At 40.1% G+C, this 18,082-nt stretch carries 14 protein-coding genes; 9 read left to right on the top strand and 5 right to left on the bottom strand.

All coding sequences use genetic code 11. The features are described from left to right. Positions 1 to 252: 252 nt before the first annotated feature. From AC5JPO_RS13055 to AC5JPO_RS13045, 3 genes are all read right to left on the bottom strand, one after another. Positions 253 to 1,491, bottom strand: a complete 1,239-nt coding sequence (locus AC5JPO_RS13055; protein ID WP_201569637.1) for a replication initiation protein — start codon at positions 1,489 to 1,491, stop codon at positions 253 to 255. Between the two features lie 438 nt (positions 1,492 to 1,929). Next, a complete protein-coding gene (locus AC5JPO_RS13050; RefSeq protein ID WP_201569635.1) occupies positions 1,930 to 2,094 on the bottom strand; it encodes a hypothetical protein in 165 nt (54 codons plus the stop codon). A 204-nt stretch (positions 2,095 to 2,298) separates the two neighbouring features. Then, a complete protein-coding gene (locus tag AC5JPO_RS13045) occupies positions 2,299 to 2,640 on the bottom strand; it encodes a hypothetical protein (protein ID WP_201569633.1) in 342 nt (113 codons plus the stop codon). A 261-nt stretch (positions 2,641 to 2,901) separates the two neighbouring features. Here AC5JPO_RS13045 and AC5JPO_RS13040 point away from each other — a divergent pair, with 261 nt between their 5' ends. Both AC5JPO_RS13040 and AC5JPO_RS13035 read left to right on the top strand, forming a co-directional pair. Continuing rightward, positions 2,902 to 5,538: a MobA/MobL family protein gene (locus AC5JPO_RS13040; RefSeq protein ID WP_493854039.1), complete on the top strand. Its 2,637-nt coding sequence runs from the start codon at positions 2,902 to 2,904 to the stop codon at positions 5,536 to 5,538. 30 nt (positions 5,539 to 5,568) lie between these two features. Continuing rightward, positions 5,569 to 6,525, top strand: a complete 957-nt coding sequence (locus AC5JPO_RS13035) for a hypothetical protein (RefSeq protein ID WP_493854038.1) — start codon at positions 5,569 to 5,571, stop codon at positions 6,523 to 6,525. A gap of 187 nt (positions 6,526 to 6,712) precedes the next feature. Here the strand turns inward: AC5JPO_RS13035 and AC5JPO_RS13030 are convergent, their stop codons facing one another. Together AC5JPO_RS13030 and AC5JPO_RS13025 are read right to left on the bottom strand one after the other, a co-directional pair. Continuing rightward, the gene (locus AC5JPO_RS13030) at positions 6,713 to 6,988 is read right to left on the bottom strand and encodes a hypothetical protein (RefSeq protein ID WP_057758781.1); all 276 of its coding nucleotides are present in this window, start codon (positions 6,986 to 6,988) and stop codon (positions 6,713 to 6,715) included. Between the two features lie 155 nt (positions 6,989 to 7,143). Next, positions 7,144 to 7,368: a helix-turn-helix domain-containing protein gene (locus AC5JPO_RS13025; RefSeq protein ID WP_057758779.1), complete on the bottom strand. Its 225-nt coding sequence runs from the start codon at positions 7,366 to 7,368 to the stop codon at positions 7,144 to 7,146. A 468-nt stretch (positions 7,369 to 7,836) separates the two neighbouring features. Between AC5JPO_RS13025 and parA the strand changes: the two genes are divergently transcribed. The 7 genes from parA to AC5JPO_RS12990 all read left to right on the top strand — a co-directional run bounded on the left by parA (position 7,837) and on the right by AC5JPO_RS12990 (position 17,978). Next, a complete protein-coding gene (parA, locus tag AC5JPO_RS13020) occupies positions 7,837 to 8,475 on the top strand; it encodes a ParA family partition ATPase (protein ID WP_057758778.1) in 639 nt (212 codons plus the stop codon). A 3-nt stretch (positions 8,476 to 8,478) separates the two neighbouring features. Next, positions 8,479 to 8,688, top strand: a complete 210-nt coding sequence (locus tag AC5JPO_RS13015) for a hypothetical protein (RefSeq protein WP_057758776.1) — start codon at positions 8,479 to 8,481, stop codon at positions 8,686 to 8,688. Positions 8,689 to 9,066: 378 nt separating this feature from the next. Then, positions 9,067 to 10,656 carry a class I SAM-dependent DNA methyltransferase gene (locus tag AC5JPO_RS13010; protein WP_493844503.1) on the top strand — a complete coding sequence of 530 codons (1,590 nt, stop codon included), beginning with the start codon at positions 9,067 to 9,069 and terminating at the stop codon, positions 10,654 to 10,656. Then, positions 10,646 to 11,917: a restriction endonuclease subunit S gene (locus AC5JPO_RS13005; RefSeq protein WP_493854037.1), complete on the top strand. Its 1,272-nt coding sequence runs from the start codon at positions 10,646 to 10,648 to the stop codon at positions 11,915 to 11,917. Before AC5JPO_RS13010 ends, AC5JPO_RS13005 begins: the two co-directional genes overlap by 11 nt. Positions 11,918 to 12,024: 107 nt before the next feature. Next, on the top strand, positions 12,025 to 13,020 hold the full coding sequence (locus AC5JPO_RS13000; protein WP_493854036.1) for a hypothetical protein: 996 nt from the start codon (positions 12,025 to 12,027) through the stop codon (positions 13,018 to 13,020). Positions 13,021 to 13,139: 119 nt separating this feature from the next. Beyond that, positions 13,140 to 16,322: a type I restriction endonuclease subunit R gene (locus AC5JPO_RS12995; RefSeq protein WP_493854035.1), complete on the top strand. Its 3,183-nt coding sequence runs from the start codon at positions 13,140 to 13,142 to the stop codon at positions 16,320 to 16,322. Between the two features lie 129 nt (positions 16,323 to 16,451). Beyond that, a complete protein-coding gene (locus AC5JPO_RS12990; protein WP_493854045.1) occupies positions 16,452 to 17,978 on the top strand; it encodes an AAA family ATPase in 1,527 nt (508 codons plus the stop codon). Positions 17,979 to 18,082 lie beyond the last annotated feature (104 nt).

Below are 18,082 nucleotides of genomic sequence, written 5' to 3'. Positions count from 1 at the left end.
ATATGTAGCGTTTGTATTATGTTGTATATAGTATAATACAATATACAACATAATACAATATAAGATATAAAAAAACCTCAAGCAATCTTGAGGTCATAATCGTTAGATTATGGCTAACAATCAATTAAGTACTCCTCTAGCGCATTATTATCATTTATTAATGATTAGCGCTGGTTTTTTTAGAGAATCATAGTGTCTTAATACTGCCAAGGCTAGCACCTAACCACCCAGCAATAGGATGTTTTTGTCAGTCTACGTATATTCTAAATAATCACGAATAGGACATTTATTGAAAACTGAAGAATCCGTCTTTAGTCTTTTGACCATCTCAATTGCCCACTCTGCCTCATTTTGGCCTGCTAGACTGGTGGAGCTGACCAGATGGTTATAATTGGCTATAAATTCTTTATTCAGAACAATGCGCTTTAATTGTGCGTCGCTTAGACCTTTAATTGAAAAAGGATTCAGATCACTCTTCAATGCTTTTGACTGCTTAGCCTCTACCTTGGCTTGACTGCTATCTTCAAAACTAAACACAATCTCACTCACCACCCGCCCTTTTTTCTTTTGAGCGTAGGTTATACGGTAAGGCGTGTGCGTATGAATATCACTGATAGCTTTATCTAATACATAACGTTTGAAATCAATATTCCTACCATAGCTATCAACGCAATTAAATTTTTCACGTAAATAGTCAACGGTATACGCCTTTTCTTTGTATTTTTGGAACATACAACTGGCAATCAGCTCAAATAAAATCATGCCATAACTACCAAGATTAATAATCCAATGTCGCTCCCATTTGGTAAATGGATTTTCACGATCGAATACTGATAGCATCTCAATCACTGTATCGGCCAGTATAATTTCTAACTGTCCCTCGTTTTCCTTATATTCGCACTGAACAAGCCAAGACACTCCAGTTCTATGCGTCCGTTCATTATTCTTAAAGTTCCAAAAAAAGAATGCTTTGTGCAGCATGCTATTAGCAACTTCTGCCAAGGTACGGTAAATACTTTTTTTGCCTAAATTATATTCACGGGCAAACTCTAGCGCATTAACCACAAACATTCGTTTTCTGGCATCAGGGTCTTTTTCTACATGCTTACGTACTAAGGGCGATAAAAACATAATCAGACGCCGCTCATTCAAGTCCAAATCTGAAATGGCATTTAATAAACGGTTTTGCATCACCAGCCATTTGTCACTGTAAATTGGTTTGGGCTTACTCTCAACTTGACTGACATTCTGTAATGGTTTGATTTCTTTAACGTCTGAGGTAATCAAATCAAAATTAAAATCAAATTTTGATTCTATGACAGGTTCAATAATAAGGATAGTGGCATCATTATCACCCACTGTCCTTCTTACATGAGCGGTAAGTTCATCGCGCTCTTGTTCGCTTAAATTTTTATCTACTTTGACCGTATAAGACTCGCCTATAAACTCTCGTAGGTTATTTTGGAACTGTGCCATCTCATTTTTATTCATATCGTAATATTTCGCTAGATTAATGCTTATGGTAAATAATAAACAATATTAGTGGAATTTACAAATTTACTTTCCACCTTCAACCGCTTAAACTTCCACCTTCAACCGCTTAAACTTCCACCTTTAACCGCCTAAACTTCCACCTTTAACCGCCTAAACTTCCACCTTTAACCGCCTAAACTTCCACCTTTAACCGCCTAAACTTCCACTATATAAAAATATTTTTCCGCTGTAGACCAAGTGAAGTAAGTGTCTGCGCCGATTTTCACCTTCAGGACAAAAGCTTTTAAAAATTATTAAAAAATAAGAAATATATTTTTGTTTTAAGTAATAGGAAAATAGGCAAAAAAACCGACGAATTTGAAATAATAATATGAGCTACCAACTGCTTTTAAAATTATTTAGTAGCTCAACCAGCTGTTGTCCGCTTACTTGATATTAATCCTCACTTTCATAGTCCGAATCAAGAGTCGACCTCTGGAAATCTTCAAAAGCACGATCAAAGATCTTTTGAATGTCTGCATCTGTCATTTTGGACAAAGCTGGTTTCATGTTTTCAGTCGCATTTTTTGTAGATAATTTGTCTTCATTTTCAGTAGCCATTATCGATACCTCTGTAAATACATCTCAAATCGTTGCTAGAAAGCCTAAAAAGCACCCTTATACGCATTCTATGCTCTGTTCTATACACTGATAGCTAAATATATTTTAAAGCGCTTAAAACAGCTAAAAATCGCCTTCTAGCATTTTACTAATTAGAAGACGATTCAGTTGTACGGATGAATAGGCTATTGCTAACAGTAACAGTTATTGCGCTGCTGATTTGTCATCAAACAATGAACCGTACTCACTGTCTTGATTGTCTTTATGCGAAGTAAAACTGCTTGATACCATCTTAGCCTCACCTTGCATCTTATGAGCAATTGACTTTAAAAACTCACGGTGCTTTTTCAAACGGACATATTTTTCATTATCGTGTGCGTCTAAAAAAATGGCTTGCAGTTCATGATTGTCATCATCGTCCAATGCGTTGGCCAACCACTCCCCCAATATTTTATGTGCTTCAAGCCTGTCCTGATCAATCTCTTTTTTAAGAGCCTGCAATTGCTTAATCTTATTTGCGAATAAATCATCTGATATTACTGACATTACTTCATCCTTTTTTAGCCAACTATGATAGAGTTGATCCTAGCAGTACATACACAGGTATGCAAGATAGTAAAATACACAAGACCACATCGTTTCGTGGGCGCAGTAGTATTTTAACCCTCTGTTAAGAGCGAACTTAGGAGTTTATGTAAAAAAGGCCCACAAGGGGCGCTATTTTTTTACATAAACTCCGTCGTTCGGCAGGGGGCGAACCCCCTACAACCCCCAAAAAATTATCTCTCAATGTTGGGTTTTTTTGCTATGAATAATAAAGGGTTTCATCTGTCAGTTAGCGCCGTTAGTAAGGCGAGAAATCATAGCGTGGTGGCAAAGTCGGCTTATAATTCTGGCTCAAAACTGGCTGATGAGCAGTCAGGAGTCGTCCACGATTACACCAGTAAAGCTAAAGACAAAATCTTAAATTTAGTGGACAGTGATGGTACTAAATACACGCAAGTTATTGAGAAAAATGTGATGCATACGGCGTTGATAACGCCAACTCTTGCTGGGGATCTAGCAGTGACACGTGAGGGTTTTTGGAATGATATCGAACGCATTGAGACTCGTAAAAACGCTCAATTAGGTACTGAGATTGATGTGATGTTTCCTGATGGGATCACCGCTGATCAGCGTATAGTTTTGGCCGAGCGCTACGCTCAAACCTTATCTGATCGCTATAACGTGCTTGTCGATGTAGCCATTCATCGGCCACACAGTCACGAGAAACATGTGGGGGAGGTTGAAGTGGTTGAGCTGACCAGTCGTAACTTTCATGCCCATATTTTACTCTCAAGCCGTGAGATAGTAGCGGATGTTGAGGGTTATGCTTTATCAGCACGCAAGAATTGGTTGCAGTGGTCAACGGAGGAGCGTTTATCTAAGGGGTTAAACGGGCGCGGCGATGAGCTTAAATATCAACGCACCCTTTGGGCGGATATGGCCAATGAGCTACTGCCTGAGAATAAAACCATTAGTGAGAAATCCTACCGTGAGCTGGGCATCAGTCGTTTACCAAAAATGAAACTGGGTAAGTCACTATATAAGGATATTCTCAAAGGCAATCGTTCAGTGATTCATGAGTACAACGAGACGATTGATGAGATCAATGCTTACATTGAAAAAAATGGTCTGGTAATTGAGTATGACGACAAGGGACGTATTGACCTAGAAAGCAATGAACAAGAGGTTAACGGCGTCACAATACATTATAAAAAGCGTAAACCCTTTGCGCGAATTGAGCTCAGTAATATCCGCTTTGTAGATCCTGCCGCTGAACTTGAACCCGCTATTCCTAAAAATAAGAGTCAGACGCATAGTGATGCGGCCAATGATCACGCACTTGATGAGCTTTTAGCAATCTCAGCCAACTTTGTGAGTCAAAAAAAGATGGTACGCAGCGCCTTATTTTCAACCATTGATGCGCTGCATGAAGAGTTAGCGCACCAGTCTAAACAGATTATTACCATTGATAAAAACATTAAGAGTACCCAGCGGTTCACCGAGGAGGTGGGACAGGATTTTAGCGAGCCCCGCCAAAAAATGATTGAGCTTGCCCGGAAAATACATACGAAAGAGCAAAGTGAGGCACTAAAGACGGCTTTAGTGTTGGTTGATCAATTTAGACAAGATGACACCCTACAAACAGGCCGCGCTGTTAGCCGTCTTGAAGAGCAGCTGTCACAGATTGATAAAACGATGCTGAACAATAAAACGGTTTTAAAAAAGCTTATTCCCCTTAACAATCGAGTTATTGATGATCATAAGGCGCTAAAGGCCACCCTAAAACCGTTTGCCGCAACGCTGAATAAGCTGGCTACTGACTTTAAAGCGCTTGATGAGATTGATGTTGAAAAAACTGAGCTGCAGCGGCACTGGCGGGAGGCGTTTGAGGATTTGCAGACGATCGAGGTAACGAGCAACCTTGACACCTATCATAAGTTCGCGACAATGGCAGATCTTGATGTTGAGCGTTTTAAAGCGCTTGAGCAAGAGCGTGAGGCGCTGCGTGCTCTTAAAGCGGTAGAGATAGATGATACCGCTGAGGCACGTTTGAAGATGCTTGTATCTGATGTAAAGACATTTAAAACCGCCAATAATGAAGACATCAAACAATTAAAGCTGCAAATCAATACTAGTCAAAAAACCTATCAGCGCCTATCGCCGTTTTATGAGCAGCGTATTGCCCTTCTTGATCAAAGTGAAGCGGTGATTGTGCAAGATGATAACTTATACGATGAGATTACCCGTACCAAGACCACTCAATTGAACGCAGATCGGCTTGATGACTGGCGTACTCGTACCATGGCGCTCCAATACCAGCTCAACAAAGCGCATGAGCAAGCCGAAACTGAGAACAAAGCCAGGCGTGAGCGAGAGGAAGCAGAGAAGCGGCGGCAAGAAAAACAACAAAAAGAGCAAGATGCTACTGCCCTTGCGCGTACCCGACAGGCAGAAGTCAAGGCGTATCAGAGCAGGTTTGATAATATGCTGGTACGGGTTAAATACCGTATTGATAAGATCGACTTTAAAGCGATTGATACTACTGCCACTGTGATAGAGGCGGCTGAAAAGTTAGCTGCTGAGGCCCTCGTTTTAAAAACGCTTCAGCATACTGATAACGTCACCGCGTTGCAAAAGCGTTTGCGAGACACGGATGCAGAACGGGTGATGATAGACAGAGATACGTCGGTACAGACACTATTACAAGCGCTCGGCACGCTTTCTAGCGACCGTCATAAAATTGATACTATAAACGCGCTTAATGAGCGTTTTGAGCAGATTCCTGACATCCGCGTGGGCACGCAAAATTTAGCGCAAATCTTGGCCGCACAAGTGCTGGATATAGACAAGGCTATTCAAGAAAAAGCGCGCCATTACTCGTCACCACGCCCATTTTAGTTGTGATGATTACAATAATGAGTACTTACTATGGATAAAAATGACCGCACTGAGCAAGACATACACGATCAACTTGTTAACCTAGTGACTTCATTGACTCCGGTCATTGGGGCCTTGCGTGAGCTGATTAAGCGAGCCGATGATGCGGTAGCGAGGCGGCTTGAGCGTTCGCTTAGCGGTATTGATAGCAAGGTGAATGAGGTGTCTTCTGCCATTGAAGAATTAGGTAGTAGCGCAAGCACGACTTCGCAGGCATTGAGTCAGTATCAAGAACTCGTGTTAAAGCAGCTACAAGCGGCAGTGACTGCTTTTACTGACAATGAGATGCCGCGTCGTTATGATGACAAAATAGCAGGCATCATCACCGATATGAAACAGCAGATTGATACGGCTGTAGAGTCGGTCGTTACTGCTAAAAACGACAGCATAGAGGTACAAGTGAGTACCATGCAAGCGGTGGCTGACAAGCTTGGCGTAAGCGCTGACAATCTAGCCCTATTCACCAATCAGTACCAAGCTGGTCATAAGCAGATTATTGAAGATATTGAGACCTTTGAGACCACCACCAAAACGCGGATTGAGCAGGTTGAGGGTAGAGCTAGTAAAGACTTGGACAAAATTCATAAGTCCATTGAGACTATGAGTATTAAAAGGATTGCAGCCGTTGTCGCAGCGGGTACGATGGCTGTGATAATAAGTTTGGTGGCCCTGGTATTTTGGTATGTGCCAAGCTTTGATGAGATTGCAGAGATGAGATACCAGCAAGCAGAGCTACAGCGCGGCATCGATGAGCTTGAAACGGGGTGGAAGCAGGCATTTGATAACGCTCAAAGTCAGCAGATTATTTTGGCTTGTGATGTTAATGAAGCGCAGCCTGATGCAATCAGCTGGTGCGTTAGAGCAGACAGCAAAAGTGTTTTGAGAGATGAGAGAGGCTTTGTTTATTATAAAATAGCTGGGGTGCCGCGTGCAGAGCCGACTGAGTAAAGGCATATGGTAACAGTAAGCCATATTGCCCAAAAGTGCGTCTTCTGAGACATATAAGACTGAAAAAAGCTTGTTTGATTGTCGTTATCTTTGTCTATATCAAGAAGCCAGATAATGACACTTTATCTGGCTTTAAGGATTATTGTTTCTTGTTAAACAAGAAGTCTGTAAATATAAGCTAAAGCCATTACGCTGCTTGGTCAGTGTGAGCTGTGACCAACTCTATAAAAGCAGTTTCAAGGGTGCTTAACGCATGATCGTCAACGATAAGACCGTCATCTAGCTGTCGTTGCACCCAGACATAAACCGCTTCATCATTATAAAGAATGGGGTCAACACCAAGTAGGGTTGCCAGCTGTAAGCCTTGCTGTATTTGTAAGCTTAATAACAGCTGAGAGGCTAACGTTTTAGTCTGTTCACTAAACCATGTGCAGCTATTGAGCCGAGATAGATTGTTATTCATTGGTATTCTCCTATAGACCATTATATGCATATAATAAATAAAATGACTTACTACAGGTCAAATTATACCTATATTTTAATCTATTGCAAGAGAAAATAACCTTCTGTAGGTCTTTTTATTCGTTTAAAGACAATCACAGCTCATGACAACGTTATTTATGCTGGTGACTCACTGCTGTCCTCATTTATGATTTCGTATAAATCACCAACATTGATTCTAAGATAAGTACATAAAGACTCGATGACATCTAGATCAACGCGGGTGGCTTCTTCATGATACATGCGAGTAATGGTGCCACGATTGATGCCAGTATCTCTTGAGATATCGGCAATTTTAAGGCGTCTTTCACCCATGATGGTCGATAAGTGACACTTCACCATAGTGGTTCCCTCATTCATATTAGTGGTTTTTGATTGGTGAGCGGATTATAACGAATATGAGCGGCTAAAGTATTGCTTTTAGTAGCTCATATTGATACTTGATAGCTACACTTTATATGTTAGCAGTCAGTTTACTGGGGCATCTCAGTCTTTGATAAATTTATGCATTTTTATGAATATTATTCACATAGAAATTCAGTCGATATCAAAGATATAGTTATTTTTTAAAAATGTTGCTATTCATCTAACTATTGAGTAAAGTCTTAATAATACTCAAATACTCAAATACTCAAATACTCAAATACTCAAATACTCAAATACTCAAATACTCAAATACTCAAATACTCAAATACTCAAATACTCAAATACTCAAATACTCAAATACTCAAATACTCAAATACTCAAATACTCAAATACTCAAATACTCAAATACTCAAATACTCAAATACTCAAACTTAGGATTGCTCTATGAAAGTCATTGCTGTGTTGAATCAAAAAGGAGGCAGTGGCAAGACAACTATTGCCACTCAATTAGCTCGTGGCTTGCAGCTGCAAGGACATAGTGTATTGCTAGTAGATAGTGATCAGCAGGGCAGTGCACGGGATTGGCGAGCTGTAGATGAAGATAATCCAGTACCAGTGATAGGTCTCGATAGACCTACGCTTGATAAAGATCTAAAAAACGTCTCTGATAAAGAGTATGTGGTGATTGATGGTTCACCACAAGCAACTAGTTTGGCTTTATCTGCAATTAAGGCGGCTGATTTTGTATTAATTCCTGTACAGCCTAGCCCATACGATGTCTGGGCGACTAGCGATTTAGTAGACTTAGTAAAGCAGCGTATAGAGATGACTGACGGTAAACTAAAAGCAGCCTTTGTAGTGTCTAGGGCAATTCAGAATACTAATATTGGTAAGGATGTGGCTTCAGTTTTACTAGAGTACGGTCTACCTGTGTTAGATAGTAGAATTATGCAACGTGTAAGTTATCCAAATAGCGCAGCATTAGGCAAGACCGTGTTTGATACTGAGTCAGTGAATAGTAATGCGGTACAAGAAATGACAGCATTGGTTAATGAAATTAAAACATTCTTTGATAAGGAGTAAATGATGAGCTTAGCAGCAGGTCGTCCCAGCAAGAAGGTAAAAGATGAGTTATCTTTGTCAGACGTGACCGATAGTCCTCAAAAAACGGCACGAGTAAACTTTAACATTGACAAAGATAAGTATATTGCATTCAAAAAGTTTGCGCTTGATAACCGAAAGACAGTGACTGAGCTATTAACTGAAATGATTGAAGAAAAGTTGGTTGAGCGATAGGCATAAAAAATCCGATTTTTTATGCCTATAAAAAGGATATGTATAAAAAACTCAAAAAACTATACATATTATCGGATTTTAGGGCTGATTTTTGACAACTCCCATTCAGCCAGAATTTTTCATAGTGACAGACTAATAACGAGTATTGTTACCCTTGATTTGTTACTGTTAATCTATACGTAGTTGCGCTATCTATGCGCTATTTAGAAACTATCTTTTACTGCCTAACCTGTAGAAAGATTGTACTTCTTACAGGTTAGATTTGTTTTAGTCCGATATTTCTACAGGTTAGCTTTATAAATACCTATTAAAACAACTGGCTAACTGAATTCAAACTTTAACTAATACTGCCCCTCAGAACATAGAGAACAAAAAAACATGGCTAAAACACCTGCAAATAAGAACGACACTATAAAAGACGGTCGCTTTGAAGAAGCCCTTTGGGATGCGGCCAACAAGCTACGAGGTAGTGTTGAATCCTCAGAATATAAGCATATCGTCCTTAGCCTGATTTTTTTAAAGTTCATCAGTGATACTTTTGAGCAGCAGCGCCAAAAGCTTATTGATACGGGCTATGAAAAGCATATCGACATGGTGCAAGCCTATACCAAAGACAACGTATTCTATTTACCGGAGGAGAGTCGTTGGAGTTTTATCCAGCAGAATGCTAAGCAAGAAGACATCGCGCTTAAAATCGATACGGCGCTCAGTACCATTGAAAAGACCAATCAATCCCTCAAAGGTGCATTGCCTGACAACTACTTCTCGCGTCTTGGCTTAACAGCCAGTAAGCTTGCTGCCTTGATTGATGTGGTCAATAACATCGATACCATCGGCAATCCAGAAGAAGACACCGTAGGGCGCGTGTATGAGTATTTTTTAGGTAAGTTTGCCGCGACTGAAGGCAAGGGTGGCGGTGAGTTCTATACGCCTAAATCGGTGGTCAATCTGATTGCAGAAATGGTTGAGCCGTATCAAGGCAAAATCTATGATCCGTGCTGCGGTTCAGGCGGTATGTTCGTCCAGTCCATCAAGTTCATCGAGAGTCACCACGGAAATACCAAAGACGTGTCTATCTATGGGCAAGAGTACACCAGCACGACCTACAAGCTCGCCAAGATGAACCTTGCCATTCGTGGTATCTCTAGCAACTTGGGCGATGTGGCTGCCGATACCTTCTTTAAAGATCAGCACGAAGACCTAAAAGCCGACTTCATTATGGCAAACCCACCTTTTAACCAAAAGGATTGGCGCGCGCCTGATGAGCTGGTTGATGATCCACGTTGGGCAGGCTATCCAACACCACCTACGGGCAATGCCAACTATGCATGGATATTGCATATGATATCCAAGCTCTCTGAGCACGGTACAGCAGGTTTCGTATTGGCCAATGGTTCGATGTCTACCACTACTAGCGGTGAAGGTGATATACGCGAGCAAATCATCAAAAACGATCTGGTCGATTGTATGATTGCGCTGCCGGGTCAGCTGTTTTATACCACTCAAATTCCGGTGTGCTTATGGTTTATCAGTAAAGACAAACCTGCTAAATCCGCTGATAGCAAAGCACGTGGACTTCGCAATCGTAGCGGTGAGACGCTATTCATCGATGCGCGTAATATCGGGGCGATGATTGACCGTACTCATAAAGAGTTCTCTACTGATGATATCGAAGCGATTGCCAAGACGTATCATGCATGGCGCGGTGAGAAAGAAGCAGGTGGTTATGAAGCCTATGCAGATGAGGCAGGCTACTGTAAATCAGCAAGCCTAGCGGATATCGAAGCTAATGATTATGTACTGACTCCGGGGCGTTATGTAGGTGCAGCAGCGATTGAGGATGATGGCATACCGTTTGAGACTAAAATGTTAGAGCTAAGCCAAACGTTATATGCGCAGATGCAAGAGTCGCAAAAGCTAGACGCGACCATCCGTCAGAACTTGGAGGTGTTGGGTTATGGCGAGTGATTGGATAGTTGCAAAACTAGGGGATGTATTGGAAATTAAGTATGGCAAAGACCATAAAAAACTTAACGACGGTGACATTCCTTGTTTTGGTTCTGGTGGACTAATGCGCTATGTGGAAAACTCCATATACGAGAAAGAGTCAATTTTAATACCAAGAAAAGGCTCATTAAATAATATTTACTATGTAGACCAACCATTTTGGACAGTTGATACTTTATTTTGGACAAAGATAAATCTTGAAAACGTGTTTCCAAAGTTCCTTTTTTATCAATTAAGACTAACGGATTTTGTATCTCTTAATGTAGGTTCTGCTGTGCCAAGTTTGACTGTGCCAGTTCTTAATGACTTAAAGATTAAGCTACCACCACTTCCAGAACAAAAATCCATTGCCCATATCCTTGGCTCATTAGACGACAAAATCGAGCTAAACCGCCAAATGAACGAAACGCTAGAAGCGATGGCGCAGGCGTTGTTTAAAAGCTGGTTTGTTGACTTTGATCCCGTGATTGATAATGCGCTCGCAGCTGGTAATGCCATTCCTGATGAATTTATCGAACGTGCTGAGCAACGTAAAGGCATTGAGAAAAAAGACAATTCAGATATTCAGGCATTATTCCCTGATGAGTTTGAGTTTACGGAAGAGATGGGATGGATTCCGAAGGGATGGGATATTTCAACTTTAGATGACTTAACTACAGAACTACGCCGTGGTATTTCCCCAAAATACACTGAAGTTGATGGTGTCAGAGTTGTTAATCAGAGATGTATTAGAAATCATAGCATAGACTATTCAGTATGTAGGCTGAATGACGAAAGTCTTAGAAAAGTAGAAGGTCGCCACCTTGAGGTTGGAGATGTTGTTGTGAATTCAACAGGTGTTGGAACCTTAGGACGAATGGCTCAAGTTCTTTATTTAGATGAACCAGCTGTCGTGGATTCTCATGTAACAATAGTTAGACCTAACACTGAGTTAGTGAAACCTTATACGTTTGGTAGGTTGATGCTATCCATTGAACCATTAGTTGAGTCGATGGGTTTAGGAAGTACTGGGCAGACCGAATTAAGTAGAGTTCATTTAGGAGAATTAGTTGTATGTGTTCCTCCTATAAAGTTACAGGAATTTGTTGAAAAGTCGTTTTTGAGTTATTCAGATAAAAGTGCCTCTAGTATTCAGCAAAATATCACTCTCTCTAAAATCCGTGACACTCTTTTACCTAAGTTAATGTCAGGCGAATTACGAATTACCAATGATATTTTGTAGGATGATATCCATCGCATCACCGATATAATTTTGACCATAAATGGTACTTAGAAAGCACTTTACGACTAATGCTCAATTATATAAATAATAAAAGGTTGAATTTCTTTATGCCGGATTTTGACAGAAAAGAAATTGAGAGTAGGAAGTGGCATAAAAATGATAAGGGTTTGTTTTTACCAGAAAATTACGTAGAGGAGAAAAAGCCAGAAAAAAAGAATACTATAAAGGCGCAATTAAAGTGGGTCTTTAACAATCTAACCACTGCTTTACTACTACCGTCCTTCTTGGGAGCGGTATGGCAAATTTTAGAACTCTCGAGTATTAATATTGCCTATATTAGGTTTTTCTCTCTTAGCCAAATACCGATAGACGGCGCTCTGATTCTATCCTTGTTCATAATGCTAGTAGGGATAAGTAAATTTATAATATCCTTTGTAAAGTTCATCTTTAATCATAGACTTGAGCAATTTGAAGATGAATCTTTCCTTAGGAAAGTTATGCCTACACTAAACAGGACATTAGCAATCCATGCCACAGTAAGTATCGGAATACTAATAGCTATGCTGTTCTTCCTTCCGATGATCTTTTCAGAAATATTTTCTAAATCGCCTATTGCTACTATATTGATAGTAGCCTTTTGTACTCTGGGCACAATGTTGTACTTAGCTGATGCTCTAGTGCTTCTAATTATTAAACTATATAGCCAACATGCTAGTAAGAAAGATGCCAAGATATATGTAGTAAGCATTGTTGATAAATATAAATATCATATTTACTGGTCAGGTATTTTAAGTATTGTTATCGGCGCTTTTGTATTAGTTGGATTGTTAAAGCTATTCAGTCAGAATTTTATACTACCTCCCGATTTGTATAACACCAAAAATTTGGAGTCTATAATATATGATGAGTTCAAAACGAAGGACTACAGCATAGAGTACTTCAATGATAAATACATCTTCGTTAAGTTGTGTGCTATTAAAGATTGTAAACATATGCTAGACAAAGAAATAGTAATTTATCCAACTGAGAAAGTATTGTTTAAAACTACATATGGCAAAGTATGGACAGGTTATTTTACGACTTATAAACCTGTTGAAAAATAGTACTAGTCTTTTTGCAGACGAGACTTTGAACCACGAACGGTACTTAAAAAGCACCCTACGTATAACTCAATGTTATATATTAGTATTAACCGTATCAAAATGTGAAAAAGGACATCCCATTGAAATTCACCGAAGACCGACTTGAGCAAGCCATTATTGAGCTACTAGCAGCCGAGGGTTATGCACATACGGTTGGCGAAGCACTTGACCGCAACCCTGACGATGTGCTGATTAAGTCTGATCTTCGACAGTTTCTAGCGACCCGTTACCGCGATGACTCAATCACAGAATACGAGATTGAGTCTATCATTCATAAGCTTGAATACCTTCCTGCCTCTGATCTATACGACACCAACAAAGCCATTATGAAGTTTGTCGCTGACGGGTTTTTCTTAAAGCGTGAGGACTATACCCAAAAAGACCTATACATCCAGCTGCTTGATTATGATGCTATCAATAACAATCGCTTTCGCATCGTCAATCAGATGGAGATACAAGGCTTTGAGTTGCGTATTCCTGATGGCATTCTCTATATCAATGGCTTGCCACTGGTGGTGTTTGAATTTAAGAGTAGCATTCGTGAAGATGCTACTATGTTTGATGCCTACACCCAGCTGACCACTCGCTATAAACGCGATATTCCAGAGCTGTTTAAATACAATGCCCTATGCGTCATTAGTGACGGGGTCAACTCAAAGATGGGATCTTTCTTTGCCCCGTATGAATTCTACTACTCTTGGCGAAAAGTGACTGGCGATGAGAAATTAGAGAAAGACGGTATCCATTCCTTACTAACCATGATTAGCGGCTTATTTGATAAAGCACGTTTGATTGATGTTATTCGCAATTTCATCTATGTGCCTGACAAATCAAGCAGGGAAGAGAAAATCGTCTGTCGTTACCCGCAGTATTATGCAGCCACCAAACTGTTTGATAATATTAAGCAGCACATGAAATTGCTCGATAATCATGGCAACTTAACAAATGATAATGGCTTACGAGACGGTAAAGGTGGTACGTACTTTGGTGCCACTGGCTGTGGTAAAAGCTTTACCATGCTATTTTTAGCACGTCTGCTGATGCGCGACGTTGAGCTTGGTAGCCCAACCATTATATTAATCACCGATCGCACCGATTTAGACGGTCAGTTGTCTGAAACCTTTACCAATGCTAAGACCTATATCGGCGATGACAATATCATCAGTGTCGAAAGTCGAGCGCATCTGCGCGAACAGTTAAAAGGGCGCAGAAGTGGCGGTGTGTTCTTGACCACCATCCATAAGTTCACCGAAGACTTAGCCCTACTGACCGAGCGTACCAACGTCATCTGTATCTCAGATGAAGCACACCGTAGCCAAATCAATCTCCAGCAGAAGATTACCGTCACTGAAAATGGCGTCAAAAAGACCTACGGCTTTGCTAAGTATCTACATGATTCATTACCTAATGCCACTTACGTTGGCTTCACAGGTACGCCGATTGATGCCACCCTTGATGTCTTCGGCCCAGTCATTGATAGCTATACCATGGTTGAGTCAGTATTTGATGAAATCACGGTGCATATTGTCTATGAAGGTCGCGCTGCCAAGGTGCTACTCGATAGCAAGCAGCTTGACGAAGTAGAGAAATACTATCAAGAAAGTGCAGATGCTGGCACCAATGAGTATCAGATAGAGAAAAGCAAAAAAGCCATGGCGAGTATGTCCACCATACTTGGTGACCCTGACCGCATCCGTGCCATTGCTGAAGACTTTGTGACACATTATGAAGCGCGAGTAGAAGAGGGCACGACGCAAAAAGGTAAGGCGATGTTTGTCTGTAGCAGCCGGGAAGCTGCCTATCAGTTATATAAAGACATTATAGAGCTGCGTCCTGAATGGAACGAAGTAAAAGCATGTGAGGAAGGCTCAACCTTGTCAGAGAGTGATAAGAAAAATGTCATGCCCATGGAGCGTGTCAAGATGATCATGACTCGTAACAAGGATGATGAAAAAGGCATGTGGGACAATCTGGGTAATAAAGACTACCGCAAAGAGCTGGATCGTCAGTTTAAGAACGGCAAATCTAACTTTAAGATCGCCATCGTCGTCGACATGTGGCTCACAGGCTTTGACGTACCCTTTCTCGATACCATCTACATTGATAAACCCTTACAAAAGCACAGCCTGATTCAGACTATCTCACGGGTCAATCGTAAGTTTGAAGGCAAAGAAAGCGGCTTAGTCGTTGATTACATCGGCATCAAAAAGCAGATGAATCTAGCGCTCTCGCATTACACTAGTGGTCAGGTTCAAAACCTAGACGATATTCAAAAGTCAGTCGTGGTGGTCAAAGACCATTTGGATCTACTAGATACCGTCTATCATAAGTTCGACTCTAGCCTATATTTTAACGGCACGCCATTAGAGCAGCTGAACTGCTTAAATGCGGCGGCTGACTTTGCACTGCAATCTAAGAAGCTAGAAAAACGCTTTATGGACTTAGCCAAGCGCCTGAAGTCTGCCTATGATATTTGCGTAGGTAGTGAAGCACTCACCAAGACTCATAAAGACAAGATTCATTACTACCTAGCCATTCGTACCATTATCTTTAAAATCACTACTGGCGGTGCACCTGACGTTGAGCAGATGAACCAAAAGGTACGTGACCTGGTCAAAGACGCGCTGATGAGTGATGGCGTTGAAGAGATCTTTAAGCTGGGTGATAACACTGACGGTGAAATTGATATCTTCGATGAAGACTACTTAGCCAAGCTTGAAGTGATCAAGCAGCCAAATACCAAGCTAGAGCTACTACAGCAGCTACTCGCTAAAGCCATTGGTGAGCTTAAAAAGACGAACAAGGTGAAGGGCGTTGATTTTAGCAAGAAGATGAATGCGCTTGTCGAGAAGTATAACGACCGTGACGAGCAAGACATACTGCGCGCTGAAGTCATTGGTGATTTCTCGGATGAAATCATCAAGCTGTATCACGAGCTACGCGAAGAGATGGCGTCATTTGGTGAGATGGGCATCGACTTTGAAGAAAAAGCATTTTACGACATCTTACTATCACTGGCGCATAAGTACGACTTTACCTATCCCGAAGACAAGCTGCTTGAGCTGTCAAAAGAAGTGAAAAAACTGATAGATGACAAGGCAAGGTATACCGACTGGAATAAGCGGGATGATATCAAAGCGGAGCTACAGTTTGATTTGATGATATTACTCGATGAATGGGGTTATCCACCTGTGGACTCAAAAGAGGTCTATAAAGAGATATTTGAGCAGGCGGAGAACTTTAAGAAGCATAAGGTGGCTTAGTTATACTTATACATAATTTACTATGACATCTTTGAGTTTGAAAAGCAGTATTATGATAATTTTATCACGTTAGGGCATGGCTGCCTGACTCAAGTAAACCAACCTCCGATATAGTCGGGGCGGTTCAGCATTAATCATCTAAAAGATGATTGTCCTTTTTGTGGACAGGAATTAGAGCGAGAAGCTCAGTCCTTGATTGAAAACTATCAAACTGCTTTCGATGATAATTTTCAAAATTTTGTAGCTCAAACGAAATCAAAAGCTAACTCTCTAAAAAGAAAGTCTTTGATTAGTACAAATATAGAAGATATTAGAGAAAAACATGACAGGAATTTAGCATTTTTAGATACTTATATTGAAGCTGATATTAGAAGTAAATTACAGGAACATGACTATATAGATCAGTTGATGAGCTGTTTTCAAAGCATAGAAATAGCTTTATCTGATTTGTATGATGCTAATAATAGTATCGCTAAAACTATAGAAGACGCTCTCAATTACAAATACGAAGTTCCTTATAGCTCACTTCCCCCTATAGATTTTACGCAACTAAAAAATATGTTCTCTATATTTGATGATTCAATCGCTGAATATAATAGTGTTAAAGAAAAAATTAACCTGGAACTAGATTTGTTTAAGGCATCACAGAATACCGTAGCGCTACAAAATTTAGTAGATGATGAGGTAAAGGCAGAGGCATTGCTTCTATCTCAAAGAAAGAGACTTGCTATGAACGAGGATTGCATAGAATTTTCTGGTTTATGCTCTGATCTGCAAGCAGCTGATGATGAATATAAAGAGAGTAAGGCCAAACTAGAGGAGGATCAAGAAGAATTCTTGAACAATTATTTTGAGGAGATAAACAGAATTTTCTCTAGTATTGGAACGAAGAATTTTGAAATATCTAGAGGTACTAACAATATTGGAACTAGAACTGTTTATGAACTAAAAGTCTCTTTTAGAGGAGAAAATATAAATAAAGATAAGTTTCATTGCCTATTCAGTGAATCCGATCGCAGAGCTCTAGCTCTCTCTGTTTACTTCGCCAAAATTAATAAGCTGCCTGAAAATGAGAGACAGAAGTCTATTTTAGTAATGGATGATCCTGTTACTAGTTTTGACAGTGAGAGAATTACCAGTATTTTACGAATACTGCATAACTTAAAACCTCGTGTTAAACAATTGATTGTTACTACACATTATAAAGGTATGGCTTCATCTATGATGATGAAATTCAGTAAGGAAGCTAGTGCTATAAAGATCATTCAAACACAGAAGGGATCAATACTAGAGCAGGCAACTGAAGCTGAAATGACTGAAACAGCACATAATAAACGCTACAATGAAATAATGGATTTTGTAGAACGTAGGACAAATGAAGATAAATTAGAGCAACTACGTGTATTCGTTGAAGCTGAGATGAGAAGTCGCTATAAACGACAGCTCATCTCACTTAATTTAAACGAAAAAAGTGGTTTTAATGATTGTTTAAAAGCCTTAAAAGATAATGGCTATATTACAGAAAACAGTTTTCTGTCACTTGATGATCTTCGAGGTTCGCTAAATGTTCCATCACATAATATACAACATAGATCTCTTGAAGATTCTAGATCGTATGCAGAAGATATGATGAACACTATATACAACGAAATTTGACAGAGATTTGAGCGTCCAATTAGAGAGCACCTAGAATACTAAATAGTATTCTAGGTGCTCTCTAATTGGACGCTTATTAAACTGAGATACATCCTCTTTGAAAC

Source organism: Psychrobacter sp. H25 (assembly GCF_059076335.1).
This window is presented reverse-complemented; position numbering and strand designations above follow the sequence as displayed.